Annotated in this window: 22 protein-coding genes; 5 read left to right on the top strand and 17 right to left on the bottom strand. The window is 62.1% G+C overall.

Going from position 1 to position 26,175, the window contains the following annotated elements; translation table 11 throughout:
• Nucleotides 1–1,758 (top strand): M3 family metallopeptidase (locus PHP59_RS01565; protein ID WP_300162549.1); only part of this gene is annotated, 1,758 nt, incomplete at its 5' end.
• An 87-nt stretch (nt 1,759–1,845) separates the two neighbouring features.
• Here the strand turns inward: PHP59_RS01565 and PHP59_RS01560 are convergent.
• Nucleotides 1,846–2,184, bottom strand: coding sequence for a helix-turn-helix domain-containing protein (locus tag PHP59_RS01560; RefSeq protein WP_300162546.1), 339 nt, complete (start codon nt 2,182–2,184; stop codon nt 1,846–1,848).
• Nucleotides 2,185–2,284: 100 nt separating this feature from the next.
• On the opposite strand from PHP59_RS01560, the gene PHP59_RS01555 reads away from it, so the two are divergent.
• The gene (locus PHP59_RS01555) at nt 2,285–2,893 is read left to right on the top strand and encodes a flavodoxin family protein (RefSeq protein ID WP_300162543.1); all 609 of its coding nucleotides are present in this window, start codon (nt 2,285–2,287) and stop codon (nt 2,891–2,893) included.
• A 263-nt stretch (nt 2,894–3,156) separates the two neighbouring features.
• Here PHP59_RS01555 and PHP59_RS01550 read toward each other — a convergent pair whose 3' ends face one another.
• The 3 genes from PHP59_RS01550 to PHP59_RS01540 form a co-directional block, all read right to left on the bottom strand.
• Complete coding sequence (locus PHP59_RS01550; RefSeq protein WP_300162540.1) at nt 3,157–4,521, bottom strand: PFL family protein; 1,365 nt, start codon at nt 4,519–4,521, stop codon at nt 3,157–3,159.
• An 11-nt stretch (nt 4,522–4,532) separates the two neighbouring features.
• The gene (locus PHP59_RS01545; protein ID WP_300162537.1) at nt 4,533–4,805 is read right to left on the bottom strand and encodes an ACT domain-containing protein; all 273 of its coding nucleotides are present in this window, start codon (nt 4,803–4,805) and stop codon (nt 4,533–4,535) included.
• Nucleotides 4,806–5,101: 296 nt separating this feature from the next.
• A complete protein-coding gene (locus PHP59_RS01540; protein WP_300162534.1) occupies nt 5,102–5,365 on the bottom strand; it encodes a hypothetical protein in 264 nt (87 codons plus the stop codon).
• Nucleotides 5,366–5,616: 251 nt separating this feature from the next.
• Here PHP59_RS01540 and PHP59_RS01535 point away from each other — a divergent pair, with 251 nt between their 5' ends.
• Nucleotides 5,617–5,913 carry a hypothetical protein gene (locus PHP59_RS01535; RefSeq protein WP_300162531.1) on the top strand — a complete coding sequence of 99 codons (297 nt, stop codon included), beginning with the start codon at nt 5,617–5,619 and terminating at the stop codon, nt 5,911–5,913.
• A 129-nt stretch (nt 5,914–6,042) separates the two neighbouring features.
• On the opposite strand, the gene PHP59_RS01530 is transcribed toward PHP59_RS01535, so the two are convergent.
• The 13 genes from PHP59_RS01530 to PHP59_RS01470 all read right to left on the bottom strand — a co-directional run bounded on the left by PHP59_RS01530 (nt 6,043) and on the right by PHP59_RS01470 (nt 22,082).
• A complete protein-coding gene (locus PHP59_RS01530; RefSeq protein ID WP_300162528.1) occupies nt 6,043–6,321 on the bottom strand; it encodes a hypothetical protein in 279 nt (92 codons plus the stop codon).
• A gap of 34 nt (nt 6,322–6,355) precedes the next feature.
• Nucleotides 6,356–8,206 carry a fasciclin domain-containing protein gene (locus PHP59_RS01525; protein WP_300162525.1) on the bottom strand — a complete coding sequence of 617 codons (1,851 nt, stop codon included), beginning with the start codon at nt 8,204–8,206 and terminating at the stop codon, nt 6,356–6,358.
• Nucleotides 8,207–8,213: 7 nt separating this feature from the next.
• Nucleotides 8,214–8,954: a hypothetical protein gene (locus PHP59_RS01520; protein ID WP_300162522.1), complete on the bottom strand. Its 741-nt coding sequence runs from the start codon at nt 8,952–8,954 to the stop codon at nt 8,214–8,216.
• Nucleotides 8,955–9,372: 418 nt separating this feature from the next.
• Complete coding sequence (locus PHP59_RS01515; RefSeq protein ID WP_300162519.1) at nt 9,373–11,214, bottom strand: threonine--tRNA ligase; 1,842 nt, start codon at nt 11,212–11,214, stop codon at nt 9,373–9,375.
• 61 nt (nt 11,215–11,275) lie between these two features.
• The gene (dcd, locus tag PHP59_RS01510; RefSeq protein WP_300162516.1) at nt 11,276–11,833 is read right to left on the bottom strand and encodes a dCTP deaminase; all 558 of its coding nucleotides are present in this window, start codon (nt 11,831–11,833) and stop codon (nt 11,276–11,278) included.
• Nucleotides 11,834–11,859: 26 nt separating this feature from the next.
• Nucleotides 11,860–12,573: an RNA methyltransferase gene (locus PHP59_RS01505; protein ID WP_300162514.1), complete on the bottom strand. Its 714-nt coding sequence runs from the start codon at nt 12,571–12,573 to the stop codon at nt 11,860–11,862.
• Nucleotides 12,574–12,578: 5 nt separating this feature from the next.
• Nucleotides 12,579–13,268 (bottom strand): phosphoglycerol geranylgeranyltransferase, encoded by a 690-nt coding sequence (locus tag PHP59_RS01500; RefSeq protein ID WP_300162552.1) that lies wholly within the window; start codon nt 13,266–13,268, stop codon nt 12,579–12,581.
• Between the two features lie 13 nt (nt 13,269–13,281).
• Entirely contained in the window at nt 13,282–16,101 is a 2,820-nt protein-coding gene (locus PHP59_RS01495; RefSeq protein WP_300162511.1) for a DNA topoisomerase I, read from the bottom strand.
• A gap of 3 nt (nt 16,102–16,104) precedes the next feature.
• On the bottom strand, nt 16,105–17,544 hold the full coding sequence (gatB, locus tag PHP59_RS01490) for an Asp-tRNA(Asn)/Glu-tRNA(Gln) amidotransferase subunit GatB (protein ID WP_300162508.1): 1,440 nt from the start codon (nt 17,542–17,544) through the stop codon (nt 16,105–16,107).
• Nucleotides 17,541–18,836 carry an Asp-tRNA(Asn)/Glu-tRNA(Gln) amidotransferase subunit GatA gene (gatA, locus tag PHP59_RS01485; protein WP_300162505.1) on the bottom strand — a complete coding sequence of 432 codons (1,296 nt, stop codon included), beginning with the start codon at nt 18,834–18,836 and terminating at the stop codon, nt 17,541–17,543. Before gatA ends, gatB begins: the two co-directional genes overlap by 4 nt.
• Nucleotides 18,837–19,106, bottom strand: coding sequence for an Asp-tRNA(Asn)/Glu-tRNA(Gln) amidotransferase subunit GatC (gatC, locus tag PHP59_RS01480; RefSeq protein ID WP_300162502.1), 270 nt, complete (start codon nt 19,104–19,106; stop codon nt 18,837–18,839).
• A complete protein-coding gene (locus tag PHP59_RS01475) occupies nt 19,096–20,103 on the bottom strand; it encodes an asparagine synthase C-terminal domain-containing protein (RefSeq protein ID WP_300162499.1) in 1,008 nt (335 codons plus the stop codon). Before PHP59_RS01475 ends, gatC begins: the two co-directional genes overlap by 11 nt.
• Nucleotides 20,104–20,207: 104 nt before the next feature.
• On the bottom strand, nt 20,208–22,082 hold the full coding sequence (locus PHP59_RS01470; RefSeq protein WP_300162496.1) for a PAS domain S-box protein: 1,875 nt from the start codon (nt 22,080–22,082) through the stop codon (nt 20,208–20,210).
• A gap of 443 nt (nt 22,083–22,525) precedes the next feature.
• On the opposite strand from PHP59_RS01470, the gene PHP59_RS01465 reads away from it, so the two are divergent.
• Nucleotides 22,526–22,930 (top strand): nuclear transport factor 2 family protein, encoded by a 405-nt coding sequence (locus tag PHP59_RS01465; RefSeq protein WP_300162493.1) that lies wholly within the window; start codon nt 22,526–22,528, stop codon nt 22,928–22,930.
• 506 nt (nt 22,931–23,436) lie between these two features.
• Nucleotides 23,437–25,971 (top strand): right-handed parallel beta-helix repeat-containing protein, encoded by a 2,535-nt coding sequence (locus PHP59_RS01460; RefSeq protein ID WP_300162490.1) that lies wholly within the window; start codon nt 23,437–23,439, stop codon nt 25,969–25,971.
• The last annotated feature ends 204 nt before the right edge of the window (nt 25,972–26,175 follow it).

Here is a 26,175-nt window from a genome sequence, read left to right as displayed (position 1 = left end):
CCCGATGCCGCGATCGCCGCCGAGGGCATGGCCTGCGAGGAGTCCTCCCACGCCTTCATGACCACCGTCTCCACCCGGCGCGACCTCTACGACGCCCTCCGCGGCCAGACGCCGCGCACCCCCGAGGAGGCCCGCCTCTTCGATGTGACCCTCAGGGACTTCGAGAAGAACGGCCTGAACCTCCCTGAAGACCGCCTCGCGAAGGTCAGGGAGATGAGGACGGAGTTGAGCGGCCTTGAGATCCGGTACGCGGCCAACCTGAACAACGACAACACGACGATCGCATGCACTGCCGACGACCTCGCCGGAATACCGCCGGCGGCGATGGCCGCGTTCTCGCAGACGCCGCAGGGGACATATATCGTCACCATGAAGTACCCCGACTTTATCGCGGTGATGACCTATGCCGACAGTGCCGACACACGCAAGAGGATGTACGAGGCGTCCGGCAACCGGCAGGCGGAGGCGAACACCGCCCTGCTCGAAGAGGCGATCGTCCTGCGCCAGAAAATTGCACGGGAACTGGGGTACGCCACATGGGCAGACTACCAGACCGACGGCAGGATGGCCGGGAACACGAGTAATGTGATGGCATTTCTCACATCCGTGCAGGGGTCCCTGAAGGGAAAGTACGACGACGAGATGGCCGACCTCCTCGCCGTGAAAAAGAGTCTGGACCCGGCGGCAACGGCCGTCGACCCCTGGGACGTCACGTACCTCCAGGAGAAACAGAAGAAGCAGGAGTACGCCTATGACGAGGAGGAGGTCAGGGAATATTTCCCTCTCGACACCGTCCTCCAGGGCCTCTTCGACACCTACGGGACCCTCTTCGACATCGAGTTCTCCGAGGTCGGGGACGCCCCTGTCTGGTCTCCGGACGTCAGGCTGTATGCGGTGAAGGACCGGGCAGACAACGAGACGATCGGCTACCTGTACCTCGACCTCTATCCGCGTGACGGGAAGTACGGGCACTTCTGTGCGACCCCCCTGATCGGCGGGAGGCTGAAGAACGGCACGTACGCGACACCGGTCGTTGCGATCCTGGGGAATTTCAACAGGCTCGAGGGTGACAGGCCGTCGCTTCTCTCAATGTACGAGATAGAGGCGCTCTTCCACGAGACCGGGCATGCGATGCACCATCTCCTGGCGACCGCACCCTATGGCTCCCTCTCCGGGTTCAATGTGGCGTCCGATTTCGTCGAGACCCCCTCCCAGACTCTTCAAGAGTGGGCGTGGGACCCCGAGGTCCTGGAGTCGGTATCTGGCCATTACACCAATGCGTCCCGAAAGATCCCGACCGAACTTCGCGACCGCGTCATTGCGGCGCGAAACGTCGGCACAGGGACGTTCTACACCCGCCACCTCCTCGCCAACTCCCTGGAGGACATGCGTTTCCACACCGCGACAGGACCTGTCAACGTGACCGAGGTCTGGTATCAGACCTGCGAGGACGTGACCGGCACGCGGCCTCTTCCCGGCACCCACCAGCCTGCATCGTTCGAGCACCTCATGGGCGGATACGATGCCGGGTATTACGGGTACCTCTGGTCGAAGGTCTATGCCCTCGATATCGTCGACGAGTTCAAGGAGGACGGCATGACCAACCGGACTCTCGGCATGAGATTCAGGGACGATGTCCTTTCACAGGGCAATATGGAGGACGGCATGGTGCTCCTGGAAAATTTCCTGGGGAGAGAACCGGGGCCCGAGGCGCTGTACAGGCACCTCGGGATAAATATCTCGCAGGCGCAGCCATGACCGAATCCGGCGATCTGATGAAAAAGATGTGAAACGGGTTTTCATCCCGGGAATTCACCATTCTTTCGGATCGGCAGGACGACGGCGCTACTCAGCCATCTCTTTTTTATGGCGGACATATCGTCGCCCCCATGCGCTGATCACGTCCAGCACGGGGAAGACCGACTCGCCGAACTCCGTGAGACGGTATTCGACGCGGGGTGGGATCTCCGGGAAGACGGTGCGGATCACGATGCCGTCCGCCTCGAGTTCGCGGAGGTTCTTTGTAAGCGTCACCTGCGTGATGCCGGGGACCTTTTTCATCAGTTCCCCGAACCGGAGAGGCCCTTTGCGCAGGAACCAGAGGATCTCAGGCTTCCACTTTCCGCCGATGACCCGGATATAGACGTGGACAGGCAGGACGTCGGGATCTGATTCTGAGCTCATTAGGCCATTAGTACATTTTTTAATCCTATATACATTTTTTTATGCTGGTTTCTTTTTGGTACCGGGGCGCCAACGATCACGGTAACGAGGGAACACAAAAATGTCACACACCGAACCCCGGAAAAATGTCACGCTTCTCATGGGCAGTCCCCGAAGGAACGGCAGCACCCACCTCCTCGTACAGGAAGCAGCGCGTGCGCTCCGCGATCAGGGCGTCGCAACGCAGGAGGTCTTCCTGGACGACCTCACAATCCACGACTGCCGCGGCTGCCATGGATGCAAACAGGAGCGTAACGACCGCTGTGTCGTACAGGACGACATGCAGCGGGTGTACCGTATGATGGAATCATCCTGCGGCCTGGTTGTTGCAGCACCGGTCTATTTCGGGTACGTCCCGGCCATGACAAAGGCGTGGCTCGACCGCCTCGTGCCCTATATCGGGATGGATATGTCCCCGGCATTTCCCGGTTCCTGCCCGGTCTCCTTCATCTTCGTGCAGAACATGCCCGACCCCTCCCTCTTCGAGCCGGCACTCCGTTCATTCACGGACGCGGTGGCGATGTCCGGCCTTGCTGTGCGGGAGTGCCTGGTCGCAACAGACTGCGAGATGGGATTAAAGCCGCCGGTCACGGAAAGGCCCGACCTGATGGAGCGGGCGTACTCCCTGGGGAGGGACCTGATTGCAATGCGCCCGGAGGCAAAAAAATGAGTTTTAGGCTCAGTAGAAATCTTCATACTTAGGCTGATGTATCCCCGATCCTATGAAGATGGTACACAGATCCACCGCCTTCATTATGATCTAGCCGGGGGACTACGCCCCCGGACCCCCGCTCAGGATTGGACCTCAAAGGGGCAAACCTGCATTTTGAAGAGGGGACTACCCTCCACCCCCTATCCTAATGGCAGGGGGACCGGGGGGCGGCAGCCCCCCGGAAGAGACACTCCAGAATAGGATTTCTACAAAGCCGATTTTTAATTTTTGAAACTGTGAATCGGCGCGGGGATCCTGCCGCCGCGGTTGATGAAGTCCGCACAGCCGAACCTGTTGACCGGCTGAATCGGCGCATGGCCGAGCAACCCGCCGAACTCCACCGTGTCCCCGACGCCCTTCCCGATGACAGGGATGAGGCGGACGGCGGTCGTCTTCTGGTTCACCATGCCGATCGCCGCCTCGTCGGCGATGATGCCGGCGATCGTGGTCGCCGGCGTGTCGCCCGGGATTGCGATCATGTCCAGGCCGACCGAGCAGACGCAGGTCATGGCCTCCAGTTTCTCGATCGTCAGGGCGCCGCGGTTGACGGCGTCGATCATGCCCTGGTCCTCGCTGACCGGGATGAAGGCGCCGCTGAGGCCGCCGACGAAGGAGCTCGCCATGACGCCCCCTTTCTTCACCTGGTCGTTCAGGAGGGCGAGGGCGGCCGTCGTGCCGGGAGCGCCGACGGACTCGAGGCCCATCTCCTCCAGGATACCGGCCACGCTGTCGCCCACGGCAGGGGTCGGCGCCAGGGAGAGGTCGACGATGCCGAAGGGGACGCCGAGCCTCTCCGAGGCCTCCTGCGCGACCAGCTGGCCGACGCGGGTGACCTTGAAGGCCGTCTTCTTCACGGTCTCGCAGAGCACCTCGAAGTTCGCGCCCCGCACGCTTTCGAGGGCATGCTTGACGACGCCCGGCCCGCTGACGCCGACGTTGATGACGGCGTCAGCCTCGGTCACGCCGTGGAAGGCGCCGGCCATGAAGGGGTTGTCGTCGGGAGCGTTGCAGAAGACGACGAGTTTCGCACACCCGAGAGAACTGTTCTCCTTCGTCGCCTCGGCCGTCTCCTTCACGATCTCGCCCATCAGTTTGACGGCGTCCATGTTGATGCCCGTCCTTGTGGAGCCGATATTGACCGAACTGCAGACCCTCTCCGTGGACGCGAGGGCCGCGGGGATGGAGCGGATGAGGCCGCGATCGGCCTTCGTCATCCCCTTGGAGACGAGGGCCGAGTAGCCGCCGAGAAAGTTCACCTGCGTGTCCCTGGCGGCCTTATCGAGGGTCCGGGCAATCGTCACGAAGTCCTCCGGACAGGTGCAGGCCCGCCCGCCCACGAGCGCGATCGGGGTGACGGAGATGCGTTTATTGACGATGGGGATGCCATAGTCGAGCTCGATCTCCCTGCCTGTGGAGACGAGGTCCTGTGCGACGCGGGTGATCTTGTCGTAGATATTCTGGTTCAGGGTGTCCAGATCTGCGTCACAGCAGTCCAGGAGGCTGATGCCCATCGTAATGGTGCGGACATCGAGCTTCTCCTGCTCGATCATCTTGTTCGTCTCATTGACCTCAAAGAGAGTGATCATCCGAATACCTCTCAGAGACGGTGCATTTTTATGAAAATGTCCTCGTGCTGGCACCTGATCTTCACGCCGATCTCGTCGCCGAGGGCCTCCAGTTCATGCACCATCTCGCCGAATGGTTTGGAGGACCCGCTGGTGTCGACGATCATCATCATGTTGAAGTAGCCCTGCACGATGGTCTGGGAGATGTCCTCGACATTGACCTGGTTGGCGGCGAGGTACGTGCAGACCTTCGCGATGATCCCGACCGTATCTTTCCCGACGACAGTGATGATGGTTTTTTTCATGCTCTGTCCCGTCCTTAGAGTATGTTGGCACTCTTCGGGGATTAATACCGTCACAAATGGGACATCTGATATGGCTGAAAGGATCTCGTCTCTTTTATATCCGCGGGTTTCAGGGACGCGGTTACAGGGTCTGGGGCCGTCACGGGATTATTTCTCCCGCGAACTCTCCTCGACACGCGGCAGAGGAATCTTTGAGCGATCATTGCTATCAGTCCGAAAATACAGGATGCAGGTCGGGCCGCGGTACAATACCGGATACGCGGTCCTGAAGACGCAGGAAAAAAGGTGAGTGCAGGTCACTCGGGGACCTGGAGGGAAGGTTCGATCTGGCGCTGCATCAGGGCGGCAAAACCGACCCCGCCAATGAGGTCGAAGACGCCGAAGAGGAGGACGTGCAGGCCGTCGATGCCCGCGGCGGCCATGCCAGGAAGGCCGATGCCGCCGATATTCATCGAGAGGACGATTAGCAGGACCTGGGTGACCGCCGCACCGGTGACAAGGTGGAGGACGCTGGATGGGATGTCGCACCGCATGGGTACGTGTGGGTCGACCAGCGTCATCAATTTTTGCAAATGAACATATCGCACATTTTTTGATATTGTATTCAAATTTGTAATACGCAGGCAATTTCGTCTTTTTTATACGACGATAAAGAGACATGACAGATTGACTGACCATTCAGCGGGAGGAATAGTGTGAAAAAAAGCATGGGGGCTGCACCGGGCAAGCGTTTCAGGCCAATGAATTTGATAATAATATTTATATAATATTGTGATTATTAACCAGGCAAAGAACAGGAGGGGAGAAGGAGATGACAAAGCAGAGCGTAAAAGTGCGCCGCCTTGGCGTGATGTCCGTTGCATTCTTTTTTGCAATTCTGAGTGCCCTGTATGGTCTTGTCGCGGGAATTGTCGCTGTCACGATGGCCATATCTGGAACTGATCTGGGGATCGTCGCCGCGATTACTGCGGGGATCGGAGGGATTCTCCTCACTATCGTGCTCTGGGCGATCGGCGGATTCATCGGCGGCGCAATTGCGGCGGTGATCTATAACTTCGTCTTCGCCGCGTCCGGAGGCATCCAGGTCGACCTCGACGTGGAGTCCTGAACCGGAAACCCGATCTTCTTTTTCTTTACCCTTCAGGTCCAAAGAACCGGATCTCTTCCCGTGGACAGAGGGGGGCCGGTTCCTCCCCCGAACACATATTCATCGAAAAATGGGAGGGAGAAATATCGGTTATGCCACGCTCTGCGTGATGGTGCCGTCCATCTCTGCGATGATCCCGGCGAGAGCCTCAGGGACCGCACCGTCGAAGGCCCCGACTGTCTTTCCCCCGGCTTTCACCTCATAGGAGAAGAGGTCGTATCCCTGCTGCACCGGGACGTACTCGTCCTGGAGAGAGAGGAAGGCGTCCGAGGTCGTCATCGATTGTATCCTCTGGATGTCGTCGGCGTCGAGAGTCACTTCAGAGAGTTCGCCGTGGCGGGAGACCTGTGTGGTCCCGTTCTCGTACACGACGACAGTGTCGTTAAAAAAGAAAATTTGGGGTTTAGATCATGTCGAAGAGCATGACAATGTCGTCATAGTCGACCTTGCCATTGTTGTTGAAGTCGAAGAGAGGCACCAGGTTGTTCTCCTCGACCCACTGCATGTTGGTGTTGAGGGCGATGACGTCGTCGTACTCGATCTCCCCGTTTCCATTGACGTCCTCGTACTTCCCGTCGTTATTCGGGTCTGTCGGCGGGTTCTCGTATCCCGGGAACGGCGTGGGTGGCGTCGCTATCGGCGTCACGTTGATCGAGGCGGCCATCATGTCGGGCATGATCGGTCCTCCTCCGTCGGCCGTCATCCTGACGACCTCGACGCTGAGGTTGGCCTGGCCCTCCATCATGCCGAGGACCGTTATGTTTGCGAGGCTGACATTCGTGGCCCCGGCCGTGATATTGTCCATCATGTCACCGGCCTTTATCTCCACGGTCGTGTCAGGCAGTGCCGAGGTGTTGATCGGCATCGCCCAGTCTGGATAGGAGACATTGACGATCTCGGCGACACCCTCGGTCCCGGAGTCCACGTTCAGGGTGTATCCGGCAAGGCCGTCAGGGGCCGTGTTGAGGATCAGGGTGTATTCGACCGTGCTCCCCACGTCGACAGATGCGTTCAGGGGCACAAAGAAGATCTCGGGGACGATGACCGGCGGCGGTTCGCTGACATTGATGTAGTCGAGGATTTCAAAGTTGTCGCTGGCGCCGGTGTCGTCGGACACGGTCAGGTTGACATTGAAGGTCCCGCTGGTGTTATACATATGAGCAGGGTTCTGCTCGGTCGAGAACGCACCGTCACCGAAGTCCCAGTACCAGACGGTCACGTCGCCTGTGGAGAGGTCGGTGAACTGGACGTTCAGCGGCGCTTCACCGGCCGTCACGTCGGCCGTGAAATTGGCCTCCAGCCCTGCGGGTTCGGGCGGGATCAGGACCGCGTCGATGACATGGACGATGCCGTTCGTGCACTCGATGTCTGCGGCTGTCACCATGGCGTCGTTGATCATGACGGTGCCGTTCGCCTCGTCCACGGTGACGGTGACGTTCTCACCGAGCAGCGTCCGGAGTTCGGTCATCCCGGCAATATCTGCAGCGGTGTACGTCTCTCCGACCACATGGTAGAGGAGGACGTTTTCGAGCGCCCCGGTGTCGTTGAGCAGGCTGTCGAGCACGCCTGCCGGCAGGTTCGCAAATGCGGCGTCTGTCGGCGCGAAGACAGTGTACGTGCCTGGTTCATCGAGAGTGGCGTTCAGGCCCGTGAGGTCGAGGGCGGTAACGAGAGTCGTGAAGTTCCCGTCGGCGACCGCGGTCTCGTAGATGGTCTGGCCTGCCTCGCCGGTGACCGTCAGGTTTGCCGGTACGGTGGTGACCGTCGGCGTGCCGCCCTGCCCGTCAACGACCATGTCGGGCGTCAGGGTGACCCCGGTCGTGCCCGCGGCGTCGCCGCGCACCGTCACCGTGAAGAGAGTCTGGTTCTCAGCGGCGGCACCTGGCGGGGTGAGGTTCTGAGCCGTTACCCAGACGCTGTCGCCGGGCACCGTTCCGCTCTCACCCATGCTTACATCTTCAGGGAAGACGATCTCCGTGATCTCGCCCACCATACCGTCGTCGAGGCTGACGGTGATGTTGTAACTGTCGATGCACGCCGTCTCGTTCATCGCTCCCGGCGGGTTGCAGACCCCCACCACGTCATAGGTCGTCGTCTCGTTCGTGCCGATCTCCGCCTCTGCGGGCATGAGGCTGAGAGTGACGTCCATCTGGTTCGTTACGAATCCCGGGCCGCTGTCCGGGGCCCCCTGCACCGGAAAGATGCAGGCGAGCAGCACGATGCCGATCAAAGGCATCCAATGTATTGATTTCATATGTCTTTCACTTCCTTTTCTTGAGCCAGAATACCCAGGCGAGTGTCGCCACGAGGAGCACCGGGCAGAGCGGTGCAGGCTTCGGTGTCGGTTCCCCCGCGGCCCCGGTCACCGCGACTGCGTCGGTCCCGGATGCGGTCGTCGAAACCTGTGCCGGTGTTTTCGGCGTCGCCGGTAGTGCGGTCGTCGATTCCGGTGTTGGTGTCGCCGCCGATGCGATGGTCCCCGTCTGGAGCGGGGTCACGCTGCTCCCATCCGACGAAGACGAGGATGATGCACTGCCGGTTGTCCCGACTGAAATCTCTGTCCTGAGGTCTTCGACCTGATAGTCCTCGCCCCTGTCGTTCTGCACCTGTACAGGTCTGATCATGAGGCCGGTCAGACCGTCCTTCTCACCCCTGATGGTGACGGTCCCGACGAGGGCGGTGCCTTCCCCTGTTTCAGCCTTTTTGCCGAGGTCCACCGCCTGCATCCAGGTCGTTTCGGCCGGGACTACCCCTGCCGTATGGAGGCCGGCCCACCCGGGAAAGGACAGGTCGGTGATCTCTGCAACGCCGGGTTCGGTGAGAGCAAGGGTGATGTTGTATCCTGAAATCCCTGCATCGACCCCTGTGAGGGTGATCGGGATCTCTACGGTCTTTCCAACGTCTATGGCCACGTTTTCGCCCGCATCGAGCGCGGGCCCGGCCAGAACCGCGGCAACGAGGCCGGCAAGGATTATTGCTGAGATGCCTATCTGTCGTATCATTCTCTCACCATCCCGGAGAGGGCGATCACCGCATTGCCAACCCTTCCGGGGTCTGCGGTACATTTTGATTGTATCTGCCGTTCACGAAGGACGGCCGTACCCGCATGACCGGGAGGCGACGTCCCCGATCCCTGCGGGACCGACGGTTGCCCGCGAATAATGTGTATAAATTGCGGTTAGGGCATGCATGGATGTAATCGCTCGAAGTTGCGCTTCGATGATGTTTTTCTCTGGGCTACGCGTCCGGTGAGTTCCATACACGGTCGATTATTATATATAATTTATCTTATTCTGACAATATAAAAAGTTGGCACTGTCGCAAGTTTTTATCATGGATCGCTCAGATGTGGGGAATCATTACCCCCCGGAGAAAAAAAGATATGTTGAAATTTTCACCAATTCTCGGGGCCGGGCCGGCTCAGATGAACCGCGGCCTGATAGAGAGCTTCTTCGCGGTGTACATGGGGCGGAAGGGCTTGCCTGCGCACTCTTCCTTCACGGCGGCGATCAGGGCGTCGGCTGCCATCTCTTCCTTGTGCGGCTTCTTCGGCTCGGAGAGTTTCCTGACAGTCACGGTCAGTTTCCCCTCGTCCATCTCGCGGTCGCCGATGACGGCCACGTAGGGCACCCACTCTGTCCCGGCCTCGCGGATCTTCTTGTTCACCGACTCGTCGCGGTCGTCGTGGTCGGCCCTGACGCCGGCGGCGTTGAACTTTTCGCAGAGGTCGGCGGCATAGGCCACATGCCTCTCCGCGACCGGGATGAACCTGACCTGCGTCGGGGAGAGCCAGGTGGGCAGGTGCGGCACAGACTGGTAGGCGGTGTTCTCGAGCATGGCGCAGATCACGCGCTCGATCGAGCCCGTCGGGGAGCAGTGGAGGATGGGCGGGTGAACCTCGGTGCCCTCGACGTCGCGGTAGCTGATATTGAACCGGGTGGAACTCTCCACGTCGATCTGGACGGTCGGGTTCTCGATCGGTCTGCCCTGGCCGTCGATGGCGGCGAGGTCGATCTTCGCGATCCAGTAGTGGACGCGGTCGGAGAGCACCTCGATGAAGAGGGGCACGCCCGACTCCTTCACGATCTTCTTGATCCAGTCCTCGTGCTGGTCGTAGAACTCCTGCGTGCACCTGAACGCCCCGACGAGCGGGGTCTCAAGGTCCGACCCGGTCTGCCAGCCCATGCGGAGCTGTTCCTCGAAGCAGGTGAGGGCGTTGTCCATGTCACGGCAGAGGGTGTGCATGTCCGGCATCGTGAAGGCCCTGAGCCTCTTCAGCCCGATGACCTCGCCCGACTGCTCGTGCCTGAACGAGTACGTGGAGAGTTCGTACATCTTCATCGGCAGGGTGTTCGGGGAGATGTGCATGTCGCGCATGAACGAGAACATGCCGAAGCAGGCCGCGAACCGGAGCATCATGTTCCTGTTCCCGCTCTTGAAGCGGTACTGCCTCTCGCCGAACTTTGCCGCGTGCTCGGATATCGCGGGGTCGCCGAGGTCGTACATCACCGGCGTCTCGACAGGCATGCCGCCGTAGTCCAGGACGAGGCCGAGGACATAGTCCTCAAGGAGGTCGCGCACCAGCCTGCCGCGGGGCATCCAGCGGAGGTGGCCGACATCAGAGGCCGGTTCGTAGTCGACGAGCTCCTTGGAGCGCATCAGGTCGACGTGGATCGGCTCGCCGCCGGCAGCCGTCGGCTTTCCGAGTTCCTTCTTTACGAGGGAACCGAAGGCCGAGTCGTCGCAGCAGGACTCCGCGTCCAGCCGCTCGCCCTCGGGGGTGAGGACGAAGAACGTGTGGGTGACCTGCTTCTTCGCGGGCTTTGCACCCTCTTCCCCTTCTCCCGGCAGGATCGTCCTGGAGAGTTCTGAGAGGGGGTGGCCCTTGCACGATAGGGTGAAGGCCTTGTACCAGCCGAAGGGAGCGCGCTTTACGGTCAGGTCGCCCGAGGCCTTGAGGTCCTCTTCGATGGCCTTGAGCGCCTTTTTGGCAACGTCGGGTGCCGCAAGGTCTGAGCTCAGGTGGGCGTACGGGTAGATGAGCACCCGGTCGGTCTGGAGCTGAGCCGTCGTCTTCCTGATCTCGGTGACTGCCTGGGCGACGACGTCGTCGATATCTTCTTCGTCTGCCGATTCGATGGCACAGAAGGCGACGAGCGCCTCGTCGAGGGCATCTGAGAGAACTGCCCCCTCCTCGGCGACCGGCGTCTTCTTCTGCGCCTTATAATCAATGTGGTCTGAGTGAATTAAGAGAAGCCGCATGGAAAACCCCTTCTTTACGATCTATAATCTCCGTAATTGTACGTGTTCCCTCTATTTATCTTCAAACACTCTTCTCGTTCTCGTGGTACCGCGAGAGAGTCGCCTGGCGCTGGTCCATGTATTTTGCGTCCTTCTTCAGGTTATACGGGTTCTCAACACGTTCGGTCGTGTAGAAGACAAGCTGGCCGATCGGCATCCCGGCGTACATGCGCACAGGCCGCTGGTTGACATTGCACATCTCCAGGGTGATGGTGCCCCGGAAACCTGCGTCAATCCATCCGCCGGTCTGGTGGAGTTCGATTCCAAGACGGGCGATGGAACTTTTCCCTTCGATGCTGGCGACGACGTTGTCGGGGAGGGTCACGGCTTCGAGCGTCTCTGCGAGCATGAAATCGCCCGGGTCCATGACGACCGACGCGGCGCGGGTCTCGCGCACATGGGAGGTGACGCTCTCTTTCTCGTAGGGATCGATGACGTCCTCGCCCGGTTCGTACCAGACAAAATGGTCCCCGAGCCTGATGTCCAGGGAGTTGGGTTGTATGAGGGCCGGGTCATAGGGGTCGATGCTGATCTGCCCCCGCCTGATGCGGTCCTCGATCTGCCAGTCAACAAGGATCATTGGATAGGAGTACGTTGTCAGGGGAATTAAGGTGATTGCTCCTCGCCCGGGTGGTCGAGGTGCCACTCTGTCCTGCGGAGGAGGCCGTGGAAGGTCGTGACCTCGCGCGTGGTCAGCGCCGTCCTCCCGAGGACGCGGCGGAGCATCAGCAGGGTGTTGGCGCGCTTGTGGTCGGGGTGCTCGATCCTGGCAAGAAAGTTTCCGAAGTGCTCGATAAGGGCCTCGCGCTGGGTCTTTCCGGCAAGGCGGTAGGTGCCGCGCGGCAGGTGGGCGAGTTCGTAGCAGACGACGGCGACGGCATGGGAGAGGTTCATGATCGGGTAGATCTCGGCGGTCGGGATGGTGCAGATGAGGTCGCAGCGCGAGACCTCGTCGTTGTTCAGTCCCCAGTTCTCCCGGCCGAAGAGGATGCTCACCCGTCCGTCGACCTCGCCGACGATCGACCTGATCTCGGACGGCGTGTAGTAGGGCATCCGCATCGAGGTGCAGACCGACTTGGAGAGTTCGCCTGTCGTCGCCACGACGAGGTCGCTCTCTGCATAAACCTCGTCGAGGCTCTTTCTCTCGGCACCTTCGAGGACGTCGAGCGCATGGGAAGCATGGGCATGGGCCTCGTCCCCGAGGGTGCAGGGGTCGACCAGCACGAGTCTGGTGAACCCGAAGTTTTTCATGGCCCGGGCGACAGAACCGACATTCCCCTCGTACAGGGGTTCCACAAGGACGATCGCTATCTCGGGCATGGTCGTCACTGGACGGCCCTGACCGTCGCTCTCAGGGCATCGAGGCCTTTCTCATAGACGGCGTTGCCGACGACGATCGTGTCGGCGTACTGCCCCATCTCCGCGGCCTTCTCCGCGGAGTCGATGCCGCCGCCGTAGTAGAGCACTGCGTTATCAACGGCTTCGGACGCCGCTTTCACGATGGCGGGGTTGCCGTAGGTCCCCGAGTACTCGATGTACACGATCGGGAAGTGGAAGTAGTGCTCGGCGACGCGGGCATAGGCCGCGACCTCGGCAGGGGCGAGGTCGCAGACGGCCTTCGTCACCTTCCCGACCGCGGAGGCCGGGTTGAGGACGATGTAGGCCTCGGGCACCACGCGGTCCCAGGGGATGTCGGGGCTCTGGAGCGCCCACTGCTGGTGTTTGCCGACCACCCAGCGGGCGTCCGGGGTGTTGAGGACGCTCGGGACAAAGAGCATGTCGACGCCCTCGAAGACGGCCCCCGAGGGGTCGGCCGGTTCGACGACGAGGGGGATGCCATAGCCTTCGACCTGCTCGCGGAGTTCGGCAAGGTTCTCCGGCGTCACATTGAGGGTGCCGGAGAGGAGGACCGCGTCGGTCCCGCTCGTGGCGACCCCTTCGATCGCTTCCTGGTTGAGGTGTTTGTCTGGATCGAGTTTTGTCACATGTGCCCAGTTCTTCCAGTTCTGATGCATATCTGTCATGTGTTCACTCCTGTGGTGTGTGTCCTGTCGATAGAGATGCGCTGTACTCCCTGATCTTTGCTGCGGGGATACCGCTCTTCCGTGCGGCTTCTTCGGGATCGGCGGCGGCGAGGCTGGCCGCGTCGGTGATCCCGGCCCTGTAGAGTTTTTCGAGAGTCGCCTCGCCGATGCCCGGAATTGCCAGGAGTTCTTCCCGCCCTTTTTCCAGTTTCTTCTGGGTGATCTTTGCCGGATTTTTCAGCCCGATGGTGCTGCAGGCCGCCTCGGCATGGCGGCAGACCGTCTCGACCCTGATCCCGCTCGCCGCGCTGATGTACGCGGGGTGGAGGGTGGCGAAGTCCTCGGGGCCCTGGAGCCCTGCGCCGACATATTTTTTGATGCTCACTGCGGGGAGACCGACCTCCCGCAACCGGCGCTCGCTGCAGAGGGCCCGGGCCTTTGCCAGGAGTCCGTCTGCCTCCTCTGCGGAGATCCCGACCTGGGCGATTTTTTGCGGGTTCGCCGCGGCAAGGGAGGTGATGTCGTCGATACCGGCTTCGAGCAGTTTCTTTGCGATCTTCGCATGGCTTCTCCCGCGCCTCGGCGGGATCTCGGCCCTGATGAACTTCTTCAGTTCGGAACGCCTGCGGAGGCGGTCGAGCACCTCGTTTGCCTCGGAGACGAGTATCCCGGCCATCTTCTCGTCGACATCGAGTTTCTGCGCCAGGTCCCCTGCCGGCATATGGGCGAGTTCGGGGACCGTGTAGATGTGGCGGGCGTGGAGACGTCCGATGAGGCCGTCTGTCATGTGGGGCATCATCCGCAGGGTCTCGGTGTTCGACTCGATGTGGGAGCAGAGCGGGCAGCCGATGTCCCAGGGCCTGGCGCCTTTCCTGATCAGCCTGATGTGGTTGAGTTCGTGGCGTTCGCAGACTTTGTCGAGCCTGATCGCCTTCCCCCACTGGACGCCGGGGAGGCTGATGTTAAAGGAGCATTCGGGGTACCCGGAACACCCGATGAACTGGGAGGCCCCGTGCGCCTGCCTGATCTGGAGTTTTTTCCCGCAGACCGGGCAGGGGCCGACGGTCTTCTCCTCGACGGTCCTGCCGATGATCTCGTCCCCGATCTGGTTCTCGTGCGCCTCAAGGTCTTCGAAGACGGAGTGGAGCATCTCCCGCGACTCGCCGACGACGTCGTCCTTTGTCCGTCTGTTTTCCTTGATCTGCTGCATGTGGGACTCGAGGGTGCGGGTCATGTCGGGCCGCGTGATCGTATCGGCGTGGCCTTCCAGGGACTCGATCACCGCCATGCCGACGAGGGTGGGGCGCAGGGGGTTGCCCTGCACGTACCGCCGGGAGACGAGTTTCTGGATCACCTCGTGGCGCGTGGACTTCGTGCCGAGGCCGAGTTCCTCCATCTTCTGGATGAGCCGGCTCTGGGTGTAGCGCGGCGGCGGGGCGGTCTCCTTCTCTTCAAGGTCTTTTCCGAGAATGGGGAGGCGTTCGCCGACGGTGCAGGCCGGGATCACGTGCTCCGCGGCCTCGCTGTACAGGTAGACCCGCCGCCATCCCTCTTCCTTCAGGCGTCCGCCTGTGATGGTGTACGGTTCGCCGCCGGCGTCGAAGTTCACCTTCATAGTGTTCCAGACGGCGTCGGGCGAGAGGGTTGCAAGGAACCGCCGCACGACAAGTTCGTAGATCTTCCACCGATCGTCGCCGAGTTGCTCGCGGCTTGCGGCGCCGGTCGGGTGGATGGGCGGGTGGTCGGTGCTCGACTTCTTCCCCCGCGTCGGTTCGGGCCGCCTGTGCATCTCGACCCAGGCGACGTCCCGTGCGAAGACCGTGTTTTTCAGTGTGTCGAGCACCTCGCCGAGGTTCAGGCTTGGCGGATAGACGGTGTTGTCCGTCCTCGGGTACGAGATGAAACCGTTCATGTACAGGTCTTCGGCGATGCGCATCGCGTTCGATGCGGAAAAGCCGATCCTGCCTGCGGCGACGAGGAGGGCCGTGGTGTCGAAGGGCGTCGGCGCCCGGTCGTTCTTGACCCCTTCCCGCACCTCGGTGACGGTGAGGGGATCCTGTGTCCGCGCCTCGGCGGCGAGGGCCTCCGCGTGGTCGGTGAACCGGCCGTGGGTGTGGCGGAGTTCAAGGGAGTCGGCGCCCTTTTTCGTGTCGAGGGTGAGCATCCAGTACTTCTCGGGCACGAAGGCCTCGATCTCCCTCTCGCGGTCGACGATCATCGCAAGGGTCGGACTCTGGACGCGGCCGACCGAGAGGATGTTCTCCCCCCCGCGTTTCGCGGCGATGGAGATGAACCGCGTCAGGGACGCACCCCACATCAGGTCGATGACCTGGCGCGATTCGCCCGCGGCCGCAAGGGCGAAGTCGAGTTCTGCAAGTTCGGAGAAGGCCCGCCCGATCTCCTGCGGCGTGATTGCCGAGAACTTCGCCCGCAGGATCTGCACGCCCGTGTTCACTTCCCTGACGAGTTCGAGGGCTTCCTTGCCGATCAGTTCGCCCTCGGCATCGAAGTCGGTGGCGATGACGACGCGGTCGGCCTTCTTCGCGAGTTTCTGGAGCAGGGCGACGATCTTCTTTTCTGTTGGCTTCTTGACGATCCCGGCGTCGATGAGGCTACGCGGCGGGCGTTCCTCGCTCCGCCAGTTGGTATATCCTGCCTCGAAATCGACCTCGACGACATGGCCTTTCAGGCCGACGATGACAGTGTCGCCGAAGGCGTAGGTGTCGACGCCCCCCTCTTTCCTGGTGGTGACCTTCTGGTCTCTGGCGAGGATGGCGGCGATCCGCCGCGCCGAGATGTTCTTTTCTGCGACAATGAGGTGCACGGCCTATGTTCCCCCCTCTGGGGTGATACGGGCGGCAATAAGGGGCGTGATCTCCTTCGGGTCGGCCTTGCCCCTAGTCTTTTTCATCACCTGGCCGACAAGGAAGTTGAGAGCGGCGTTCTTACCGGCGCGGACGTCCGCGACCGCCTGTTCGTTCTCCGCGATCACCTCGTCGATGACGGCGGAGAAGGCGTCGGCCTCGCCCTTTCCAAGGTTGTGGGTGCGGACGTAGTCTGTCGGCATCTGTGGCGTCTCTCCTTTCATGACGGCGTCGAGGAAGGCCCGCAGCACGTCGACGGCGACCCTGTCGGTGATCTCGTTCCTGCCGGCGAGGCCGATGAGGTCGGCGACGTGGTCGAGGGGCACCTTCGCCACAGGCATGTCCCGGTAGTTCAGTTCGCCGAGGAGGGTGTCCGCGGTCCAGGTGGCGGCCAGGGCCGGGTCGGCCTTCGCCGCCAGGGCCTCGTAGAACTCGGCGAGGCGGAGGTCGCCGGTGAGGGTCCGGGCATGGTTGAGGGAGAGGCCGTACTGGGCCATGAAGCGGTCGCGCCGTGCGTCGGGGAGTTCGGGGAGGACGACTTCCCGTGCCCAGTCCCGCACCCGCAGGGGGCAGAGGTCGGGTTCGGGGAAGTAGCGGTAGTCGGTCTCCGTCTCCTTGGACCGCGCCGAGGTGGTGATGCCGCGGGCCTCCTGGAAGTGGCGGGTCTCGCGCACGACCCTGCCGCCGCGCCTGATCATGCCCTTCTGCCGGGTGATCTCGAAGGTGAGCGCCTTCTCGACGCCCCTGTACGAGGTGATGTTCTTGATCTCGACCCGTTCCGATCCCCTGATGGAGATGTTGGCGTCCACACGGAGAGCGCCCTCGCGCTCGCCGTCGAAGACGCCGAGGTACTCGAGGGTCGCCCGCATCTTGGTGAGGAACCGGCGTGCCTCTTTCGGCGACCTGAGGTCGGGTTCGGTGACGATCTCGATGAGAGGGATGCCGCTCCTGTTGTAGTCGACGAGGGTGTAATGGGCGCGGGCGGTGCCGCCGACATGGACGAGTTTGCCCGGGTCCTCTTCCAGGTGGATCCTGGTGATCTCGATCTTCTTGTCGATGCCGTTGTCGTCCTCGATCTCGAGGTAGCCCTTCACGGCGAGGGGCCTGTCGTACATCGTGATCTGGTAGCCCTTCGGGAGGTCGGGGTAGAAGTAGTTCTTCCGTGAGAACTCTCCTTCCTCGGGGATCTCCAGGTTGAGGGCGCGGGCGACCTTCAGGCCGTACTCGACGGCCTTTTTGTTGATCATCGGCATCGCGCCGGGCAGGCCGAGGCAGATGGGGCAGACATGGGTGTTCGGGCCGTCGTTCTTGTAGTCGGTCGAGCACCCGCAGAAGAGTTTCGTCTTCGTGTTCAACTGGCAGTGGATTTCGAGCCCGATGATCACGTCTGTCGTGTCGCTCATGCCCTCACCTCCTCGTAGGCACGGGCGGCGTCGATGATCCGCTCCTCCTCGCAGTGTCTGCCGATGAGCTGCAGCCCGACGGGCAGGCCCTCCACTGTGCCGCAGGGGACCGAGATCGCCGGGACGCCGGCGAGGTTTGCCGGCACGGTGAGGATGTCGGCGAGGTACATGGAGAGGGGGTCGGTCTTCTCGCCGAGCCTGAAGGCGGTCGTCGGCATGGTCGGGCCGGCGACGACGTCCACGTCGGCGAAGAGGCGGGCGAAGTCGTCGCGGACGTTTTTGCGTGCCGCCTGGGCCTTCGCATAGTATTTCCCGTAGTACCCGGCAGAGAGGGCGAAGGTGCCGAGCATGATCCGGCGGCGCACCTCCTTGCCGAAGTGTGTCTTGCGGTGCTCCTGGTACGACTCGTGCCAGGAGGGGATGATGTCGTTTTCAGGGCCGTACCTGACGCCGTCGAACCTGGAGAGGTTCGAGGAAGCTTCGCTCGTGCAGGTGACATAGTAGGCCGCAAGGGCGTACTTCATGCTCGGCATGGAGCACTCGACGATCTCGGCGCCGAGTTCGGCGAACCTGTCGATTGCCGCCCTGACGGTCTTCCCGACGGCGGGGTCGACGCCTTCGCCGAAGAACTCATGCGGCACGCCGACCCGCATCCCCTTGATCTCCGCGGTGGGGGTGTGAGTATACGGCCTGTCCAGGGAGGTGGCGTCGCGGGGGTCGTGCCCGGCGATCGCCGCAAAGAGGCGGGAGACGTCTTCCACGGTCCTCCCCATCGGGCCGATGCCTTCGAGGGAGTTCGCATAGGCGATGAGGCCGTACCGCGAGGTGCGGCCATAGGTCGGCTTCAAGCCCACGATGCCGCAGAAGGCGGCGGGGCAGCGGATCGACCCGCCGGTGTCGGTGCCGAGGGCCATGTCGACCATGCCCACGGCGACGGCGGCGGCGCTTCCGCCCGAGGAACCGCCGGGGACGCGGGTCGTGTCCACCGGGTTGGTGGTCGGCCCGAAGGCGCTCGACTCGGTCGTCGTGCCCATGCCGAACTCGTCCATATTGGTCTTGCCGACGATGGCGGCCCCGGCGGCCTTCAGGCGCTCGACGACATACGCGTCGTACGGCGGGACATAGCCCTTCAGGATCGCCGATCCGCAGGTGGTCTGGATGCCGGCCGTCGAGATGTTGTCCTTGACCGCCACGGGCACGCCGGCCAGGGGGCCGTCGCCGTGCTCTGCCTCGCGGCAGATGGCGATGAAGGCGTTCCAGCGGTCGTCCGCGTCAAAGGTGATCTTTCCCACTCACATCACCTTCGGGGCCTTGATATAGTCTTCTTCCGACTCTCCGGCGTTATCGAGGGCGGCGGCGACGGCGAGGGACGGCACGACCTCATCTTCCCTGAAGATATTGATCTTTTCCGCCTCTGGTTTTTCGCTCGCCTCGACCTGGTCCAGGAGGTCGAAGTATTCCAGGATTGCATTGAACTGCCCGGTGAACTCGGCCAGTTCGTCGCTGGTTATCCCGATATCTGCAAGTATGGCAATATGCGCCACGTCTGATTCAGAAACCATGCATGTCCCTACCCATGTCAGTTAAGTACCCTTGTACCGACTTTTTATAACCATTGTGACATGCGAGTCTCTGGATGGTCTTCCAGATCCCGCTCCCGTACTGCATCGCCTTCTTCTCGGCCCGTGCGAATTCAGGCGGGATGTGCCTCTCTGCGACCTTCCGCAGCGGCGCCTTCCGCACCCCGTCCCGCACTTTCTCGCCGGGGGGGATGGCGCGGGCCGCTGCCACGACGCGCAGGTCGAGGTACGGCGGGGAGAACGCGGTACCATAATGGGCGGCCACCGCGCCGTCCCGTGCGACCTGCCGCGGGAGGTCGGCGACGTCCCTCTCAAGGGCGGCGGCCAGGTCGTCGGTTTCGAGGTAGCGTGCGTAGCCGCCGAAGAGTTCGTCGGCGCCCTGGCCGGTGAGCACCCGGCGAATGCCCCGCTCCTCTGCCCAGCGTGCGACGAAGACCTCGGTCGTGGCGATGGAGGCGTCCACAGGGTTCGGGTCGCCGAGGAGCGCGACGACCTCCTGGAGCGCCCCTTCCACCTCTCTTTCTGTGACGGCGACGGCGTCGCAGGGGATCCCGAGAATTTCTGCAAGGGCGAGGGCCCGCCTCCGGTCGTGCGAGCCTTCGAGTCCGACGACGACCGCGGGGAGGCGGGCGAGAGCGGCGACGAGGGCGGAGTCCACGCCGCCGGAGAGGGCGACCGCGGCGCCGTCGACGGCCCGGAGGCCGACGGCCGTGACGATCGCCTCTTCGAGGTCGCCGGCAGGATAGTCAGGCCCGACTCTCCCGACGACCTCGCCGTCGCATGTGACCGTCCCTGCCGGGCAGGGGCCGGGCATGATGCCGAAGCGGTCCCGCGCCTGCCACTCGCCGTACCTGAGATAGAACTCCCCGCCGAAAAGAGAGACGTTGCGGGGGTTCTCCGTCAGGACGGCCAGGACCTCGTCCTCAGAGAAGCGCCGTCCGCCCTGTTCGATCCAGCCCTTCAGAAGGAGTTCAGCCACGCCGCCCCTCCTGCACTGTCTGGTGTGTGTGCAGGTAACCCATGATCAGGTACAGGGTTTAGGGCTGCATGATATAGATAGGCATGATCGCGGACTGCCTTCCCTCACCCTGCCTGATGCCTTGCCGTGCCGTCCAGAATCATCCCGTAGTGGCGGCGCAGCACCGCCCTGATCTTCTCCGACTGGAGCCAGCCCTGGTCGAGGCCGTTCACCAGGGCGTCGATCTCTCTGACCTCTGTGGCGATCCTGTCCCCGACCGTCTCGTCGTACAGGCATGCCAGGCCCAGGATCACCTGCAGGGGATTTCTGATATGGTCGTTGAGGATGGCGAACTGCTCCATGTTCTTCTCGATCTGCCTGAATGCCTCCGCCTCCTTCTTTTGCCGCTCTATCCTCTCGGTGATGTCCCGCGCGACGGCAAGGACCACCGGCTTTCCGGCCAGTTCAAAGAGGTTGCACCGTATCTCGACCGGCACGGTGGACCCGTCCCTTCTCACCAGGGCGGACTCGAAGGCGGCTTCACCGTGGAGGAGGAGTATTTCCATACTCCGGGCATGGGAGGCCTGTGCTTTCGGGTCTTCGATCTCGCCGGGCGACATGAGCAGGAGTTCTTCTCTGGGGTACTGCAGGTAGGTGCAGGCGGCCGGGTTCACCTCGATCAGTCGTCCCAGCTGGTTGTCGTGCGTGATTTCTATGAGAAAAATGGCGTCTTTGACATTGTTGAAGAGTTCGCGGTACTTCTCCTCGCTCTCGGTCAGCGCGGTCTCGGCCTGTTTCTGGGCGGTCCTGTCGATGAATGTGCCGAGGACCGCCGGCCTCCCGCGATAGAGCGTCCTTGTCCCGAAGTGTTCGAGGAAGAGCAGGCGGCCGTCTTTCCCGAGTCCCCTGAAATCGTCCCGTGCCATGGCCATCGCCCTGGAGAGAAGGCTCTGCATGATTTCCTGGAAGCGGGGCAGGTCGTCCCGGAGAATGATGTCTGCATGGCACATCTGTCCGACGACCTCCTCCTCTGTGTAGCCGAAGATTGTGCCGAATCCGGGGTTGACGTACCTGAAGGTGCCGCCCTGTGCCAGGTAGATCCCCGAAGAGGAGTACATGACCGGGAGGCGGTAGAGGTTCTCGAAACGTTGTCTCTGGATGGCGGCCCCGATGATCCGCGCCGCGGTCCTGAGGGCGTCGATCTCCGCTCCCGACCACTCCCTCTCCTCGCGGCAGTCTTCGAGGCCGAGGCATCCCCACCACTCCCCCTCGATCAGGAGAGGGATCTCGGCGAGGGAGAGGATCTGCCCTGACGAAAGGTGCCGTCGCGCCTTTTCCGGGAATTCTCCTGCTCTGGCAGCGACAGGGCGTCCGGCGGCAAGGTCGGCATACCACTGCGGCGTCCCGTCCGCGGAGAAGATGCCGGCATGGTCGGGAAGATGTTTCCCGAGGGGCATGATCCCTGCCGCGGTCCATTCCTGGCACGGGGGACAGGGCCCTTCTCTTGCAGTCCCGCTATTCTCGAAGAGGTGGACCCTGCTCGCCCCGGTCGCCTCTCCCAGCCGCCGTAGGATCTCAGGGATCTCGTCGCTCCACTCTCCCTGTTTCATCAGGGCGTCCGCAACAAAACCCACGGCATCGAGGATCGTATCCCGCCTGCGAGCCGTATCTTCAGCACGCCTCCTGTCGGTGATGTCCTCTGCCGTGCAGACCGCAGAGATGACATTGCCCGCATCATCAAGGACGGGTTTTTTTGTGATGACAAGCAACCGCACCTCCCCGCAGGCGTTCCTGACCCACTCCTCTGTACGGATCGTTTTTTTGCCCTGGAAGACCTCCTCGTTCCCCCTGATACAGATCGTCGCCTCTTCTTCGGGGAGGATGTCCCAGATCGCCCTTCTTTCCAGGTCCTCTTTTTTCAGCCCGAGGTACTCGGCCCTGGCGGTGTTGACCGCCCCGTACGTTACGGGGTCAGGGAGAAACCATGCCTGTACGGGCATGGCATCGAGGAGCAGCAGATATTCGGCTTCGGGGGACGGCGAGGATATATCTCCTCGTCCGGGGGCGTTCCCGGTGTTCTGAATTTTCTCTCCGGAAGCATGGCTCCCGCATGATGATTTCTGGAATGTTTGATGCGGTATGATAAAACCCCCTTGTTTTCTGGCCTGCGATCAACAATGCAAATCGTCTCTGTACATGTCTGAAGTCTCCCCTATTAAGGGGCGGGACAAGGGGATTTCCCGGAATGGAGGCTGAAAAGACATTCCAATAATCGTATTAATTGGTTCCGATTTCATCAGGCCGGGGCATCGTATTTTTTCTTCTTATGTCTCTGTCGTAACCTGCCGCTCCATGCCTGTTCCCTGATCTCATCTCGCCGGCAGGGAGCGCAGATGGCGCAGGATCAGGAAAGGCTAACTCCTTTCTGTTCTATTCTGTACAGATGTTTCTCAGTGCAAAGACGCGGGAAGCGGTGACGAAGACGATGTACGCCTACGCCTCCGCGTACGGACGAAAGGATGCGGACGGTGTTGCGGCGCTGCTGGCGCCCGAGGTGATCGGGGTTGGCTCAGAGAGCGAGGAGTGGGTGGAGGGGCGCGACGCGTACGTCTCTGCCATCGCCCGTGAATGTGCAGGGTGCGACGATCTCTCGCTCGAATACGGCGACCTCAGGATCGCGGCGGACGGGATCATCGCCTGGGTGGCGACGCCCTTTGCGATGACGGTCACGGCCGGGGGCCGGGTACGGCACCTGAACGGCCGCCTGACCGCGGTGCTGATGAACACCTGGGACGGCTGGCGCTTTGTCCAGACGCATTTCTCCGTGCCCGAGGGCGGGGAGGAGTGAGTGATTGGCGGTCCCGGAAGGGGCGCCGGTTCTTTTTTCAGAGCACCATGCCTGCCCCTACAGGTCACGCATGGTTCGAGAAAACCCCTCAGGGTTTTCGAGAAGGCGGCAGGGTTGCCGTGGGGATACCATGAAAACCACCCGGGTGGTTTTCAAAGAACCGCTTGAAACTTCGTTTCATGAGCGATTCACCTGAAGGCTGTTCTCTTTCTATTCGGGTGCCGTTGGCGGTGCACTCTCTTTGCGCGCCGTCTCAGAGGCCTCCGGTGCCTTGTCCGGTCCGCTCCTCTCCCGGATGAAAGAGAAAACCCGCGCATGCCCCCCCGGAACCGGCCTGCACGAATGGGCAGATATCGGTTATCACATATTAGGATTTTTACTTCGCAGATTTGATATACAAACTGATCATTATAAAAAAATCAGTTTGTGCCCACAAAAGAATGGGCGGGACGATGTGAAGGATTATGATTGCAGATCATATATGTGAGAGTACGGCCAGACTCGCAGTGCTGTGCCTTCTTGCGGGGTGTCTCCTCCTCCCCGCTGCCGCTTCCGCGGCGATCGACCACCCTCACACCTGGAATGTTTCCGTGGTGGCGGGGGCGGAGAACCTCACCCGTCTCCCGGACATCCCTGAGATCGGCGCCGGCGACACCATCCGCATCTGGGGCGTGGAGGGCCAGGTGTACGAGGGCGGGATCACCATCGCCGCGCCCGACGTGACGGTCACGCGCTGGGACGGGTCGCCCGCACAACCCCTCATCTCCGGCACCGTCAGGGCGTTCACCGTCACCGCGGACAACGCCACCTTCCGCGGTCTCAACATCTCCGGGAACACGTTGAGCTCTGGTGGCGGCGCCGGGATCAACGCCGCCGGGATTCAGGGCCTCACCATCGCCGACTGCACCTTTGTCGGCAACACGGCAAACTCTGGTTTCGGCGGTGCGCTCTATGCCGAGAGCGTCGACCACCTCCGGGTCGAGAGGACGGCATTCACCGGCAACACGGCAAACTCTGGCGGCGGTGCGTGTTTCCATGATTCCGCCAATTTCGCCCTGACGGGCACGACCTTCACGAACAACACGGCAACGAACGGCGGCGGCGGGGCGTATTTCTCCCGTTCCCCCGGTGCCAGACTGACGGGCACGACCTTCACGAACAACACGGTAACGAACGACGGCGGCGGTGCGTACTTCATCAGTTCCACCGGTGCCGCCCTGACGGACACGACCTTCACGAACAACACGGCAACGAACGACGGCGGCGGTGTGTATTTCTACAGTTCCCATAATGCCGCCCTGACGGACACGACCTTTGCGAATAACACGGCAAACTCTGATGGCGGCGGTGTGTATTTCTCCAATTCCCACGGTGCCGCCCTGGCGGGCACGACCTTTGCGAACAACACGGCAGCAGAGAAAGGCGGCGGTGCGGTTTTCCGAGGTTCCGACAATGCCGTCCTGACGGGCGCGACCTTCATGGACAACACGGCAAGCGTGTACGGCGGCGGTGCGTATTTCTCCGGTTCCCTCAATGCCGTCCTGACGGGCGCGACCTTCATGGACAACACGGCAATGAACAGGGACGGCGGCGGTGTGGTCTTCGACAGTTCCGCCGGTGCCAGACTGACGGACACCACCTTCACGAATAACACGGCAGACTTCAGCGGCGGTGCGTATTTCGTCAGTTCCCCTAATGCCGTCCTGACGAACGCTACCTTCACGAACAACACGGCAAGCGTGTACGGCGGCGGTGCGTATTTCCGTGATTCCACCAATGCCGTCCTGACGGACACGACCTTTGCGAACAACACGGCAAACTCTGGCGGCGGTACGTGCTTCTCCGGTTCCCTCGGTGCCAACCTGACACGCACGATCTTCACGCACAACACGGCAACGAACTTCGGCGGCGGTGCGTACTTCCTCGATTCCACCGGTGCCTTCATCACCAACTGCCGCTTTGACAACCCCACCAACATCTATGCAGAGAGATCCGCCGCCGCCCTGAACGCCACCCGCACCCGCGGGACGAACATCGCTGGGGGGCCGTACCTCGGCGGCAACCTCTGGCTGAATGACCCCGCCCAGAACATCTCGGAGTGGTGTGCGGACGCGGACTTCGACGGCATCTGCGATCAGACGCTGGAGGTCTCGAACCTCGGCACCGACTACCTCCCCCTGATGTACGGTCGCGGGACTGTTGCTGTCTCCTCGACGCCCACCGGTGCGTCCGTCCACCTGGACGGCGCGGCGATCAACCGCACAACCGACGCCGCCCTCTACCTCCCGCCCGGCGTCCACACGATCACCGTCTCCCTCGCAGGATACGTGACCCCCGCCGAACAGACGGTGACGGTCGTCGAGGGCCCGAACGCACCCCTTTCCTTCTCCCTGCAACCGGTGCCGACTCCCCATTCCCACACTTCCGGCGGCGGGCGCTCCGATGTCTCTGCCGGTGCGGCGAGCAACATCCCGGTCGGCGGGAACGCCTCCTTTGCAATGCAGGACTCCGCGATCTATGAGGTCGGGGTGACCGCCGGGGAGACGATCCCTGAACTCCTCGTCACCGTGGAGAGGAAGGGGCTTCCCTCGGGCATCGATGCCCCGGCCGACGCGGTCTATGAGTACGACGAGGTGACCCTCTACCGCACCACCGACGCCGCCCTCGCGGGTGCCGCCCTGAACTTCACCGTCCCGAAGTCATGGCTGGAAGAGCATGGCTTTGCGCCTGAGAGCGTCGTGCTCTACCGTTACCACGACGGCGCCTGGCACGCCCTCCCGACCTGTTTCGTCGGTGAAGACGCGTACGGCTACTCCTTCACTGCGGAGAGCCCTGGATTTTCACTCTTCGCAATCGGGGCCGAGGAGTCCGGACCCGCGCCGACGGTGACCGCAACCGTGCCGCCGACCGAAACCGCGACCGCACTCCCGGTCACGACCCCCGCCGCCGCGGCGACCACCCCGCAGCAGAGCCCCCTCCCCTTCGGGCTTGCCGCCCTCGCCGCGGGTGCCGCCCTCCTCCTCCGGGGAAGGCGGGGATAGACCCCTTCTTTTTTCCGGCCCAACAACTCTTCCCACTCGATGAAATGGCCCTGGAAATGCACCGGCTCACCAGAGGAGACGTGAGTGATCAGAAGAGCCACCCTGGCAAAAGAATGAGGATTCAACAGGGCCGGGTCTCCTGAAATCCGCCATAATCCCGTCTCTTTTCGTGCCCTTATCGCAGGAGTACCGGACGGCCATGAT

This window comes from Methanofollis sp. (assembly GCF_028702905.1).
In the GTDB taxonomy this organism is placed as follows: domain Archaea; phylum Halobacteriota; class Methanomicrobia; order Methanomicrobiales; family Methanofollaceae; genus Methanofollis.
The sequence above is the reverse complement of the archived record's forward strand: the minus strand, read 5'-3'. Positions and strand labels throughout refer to the sequence as shown.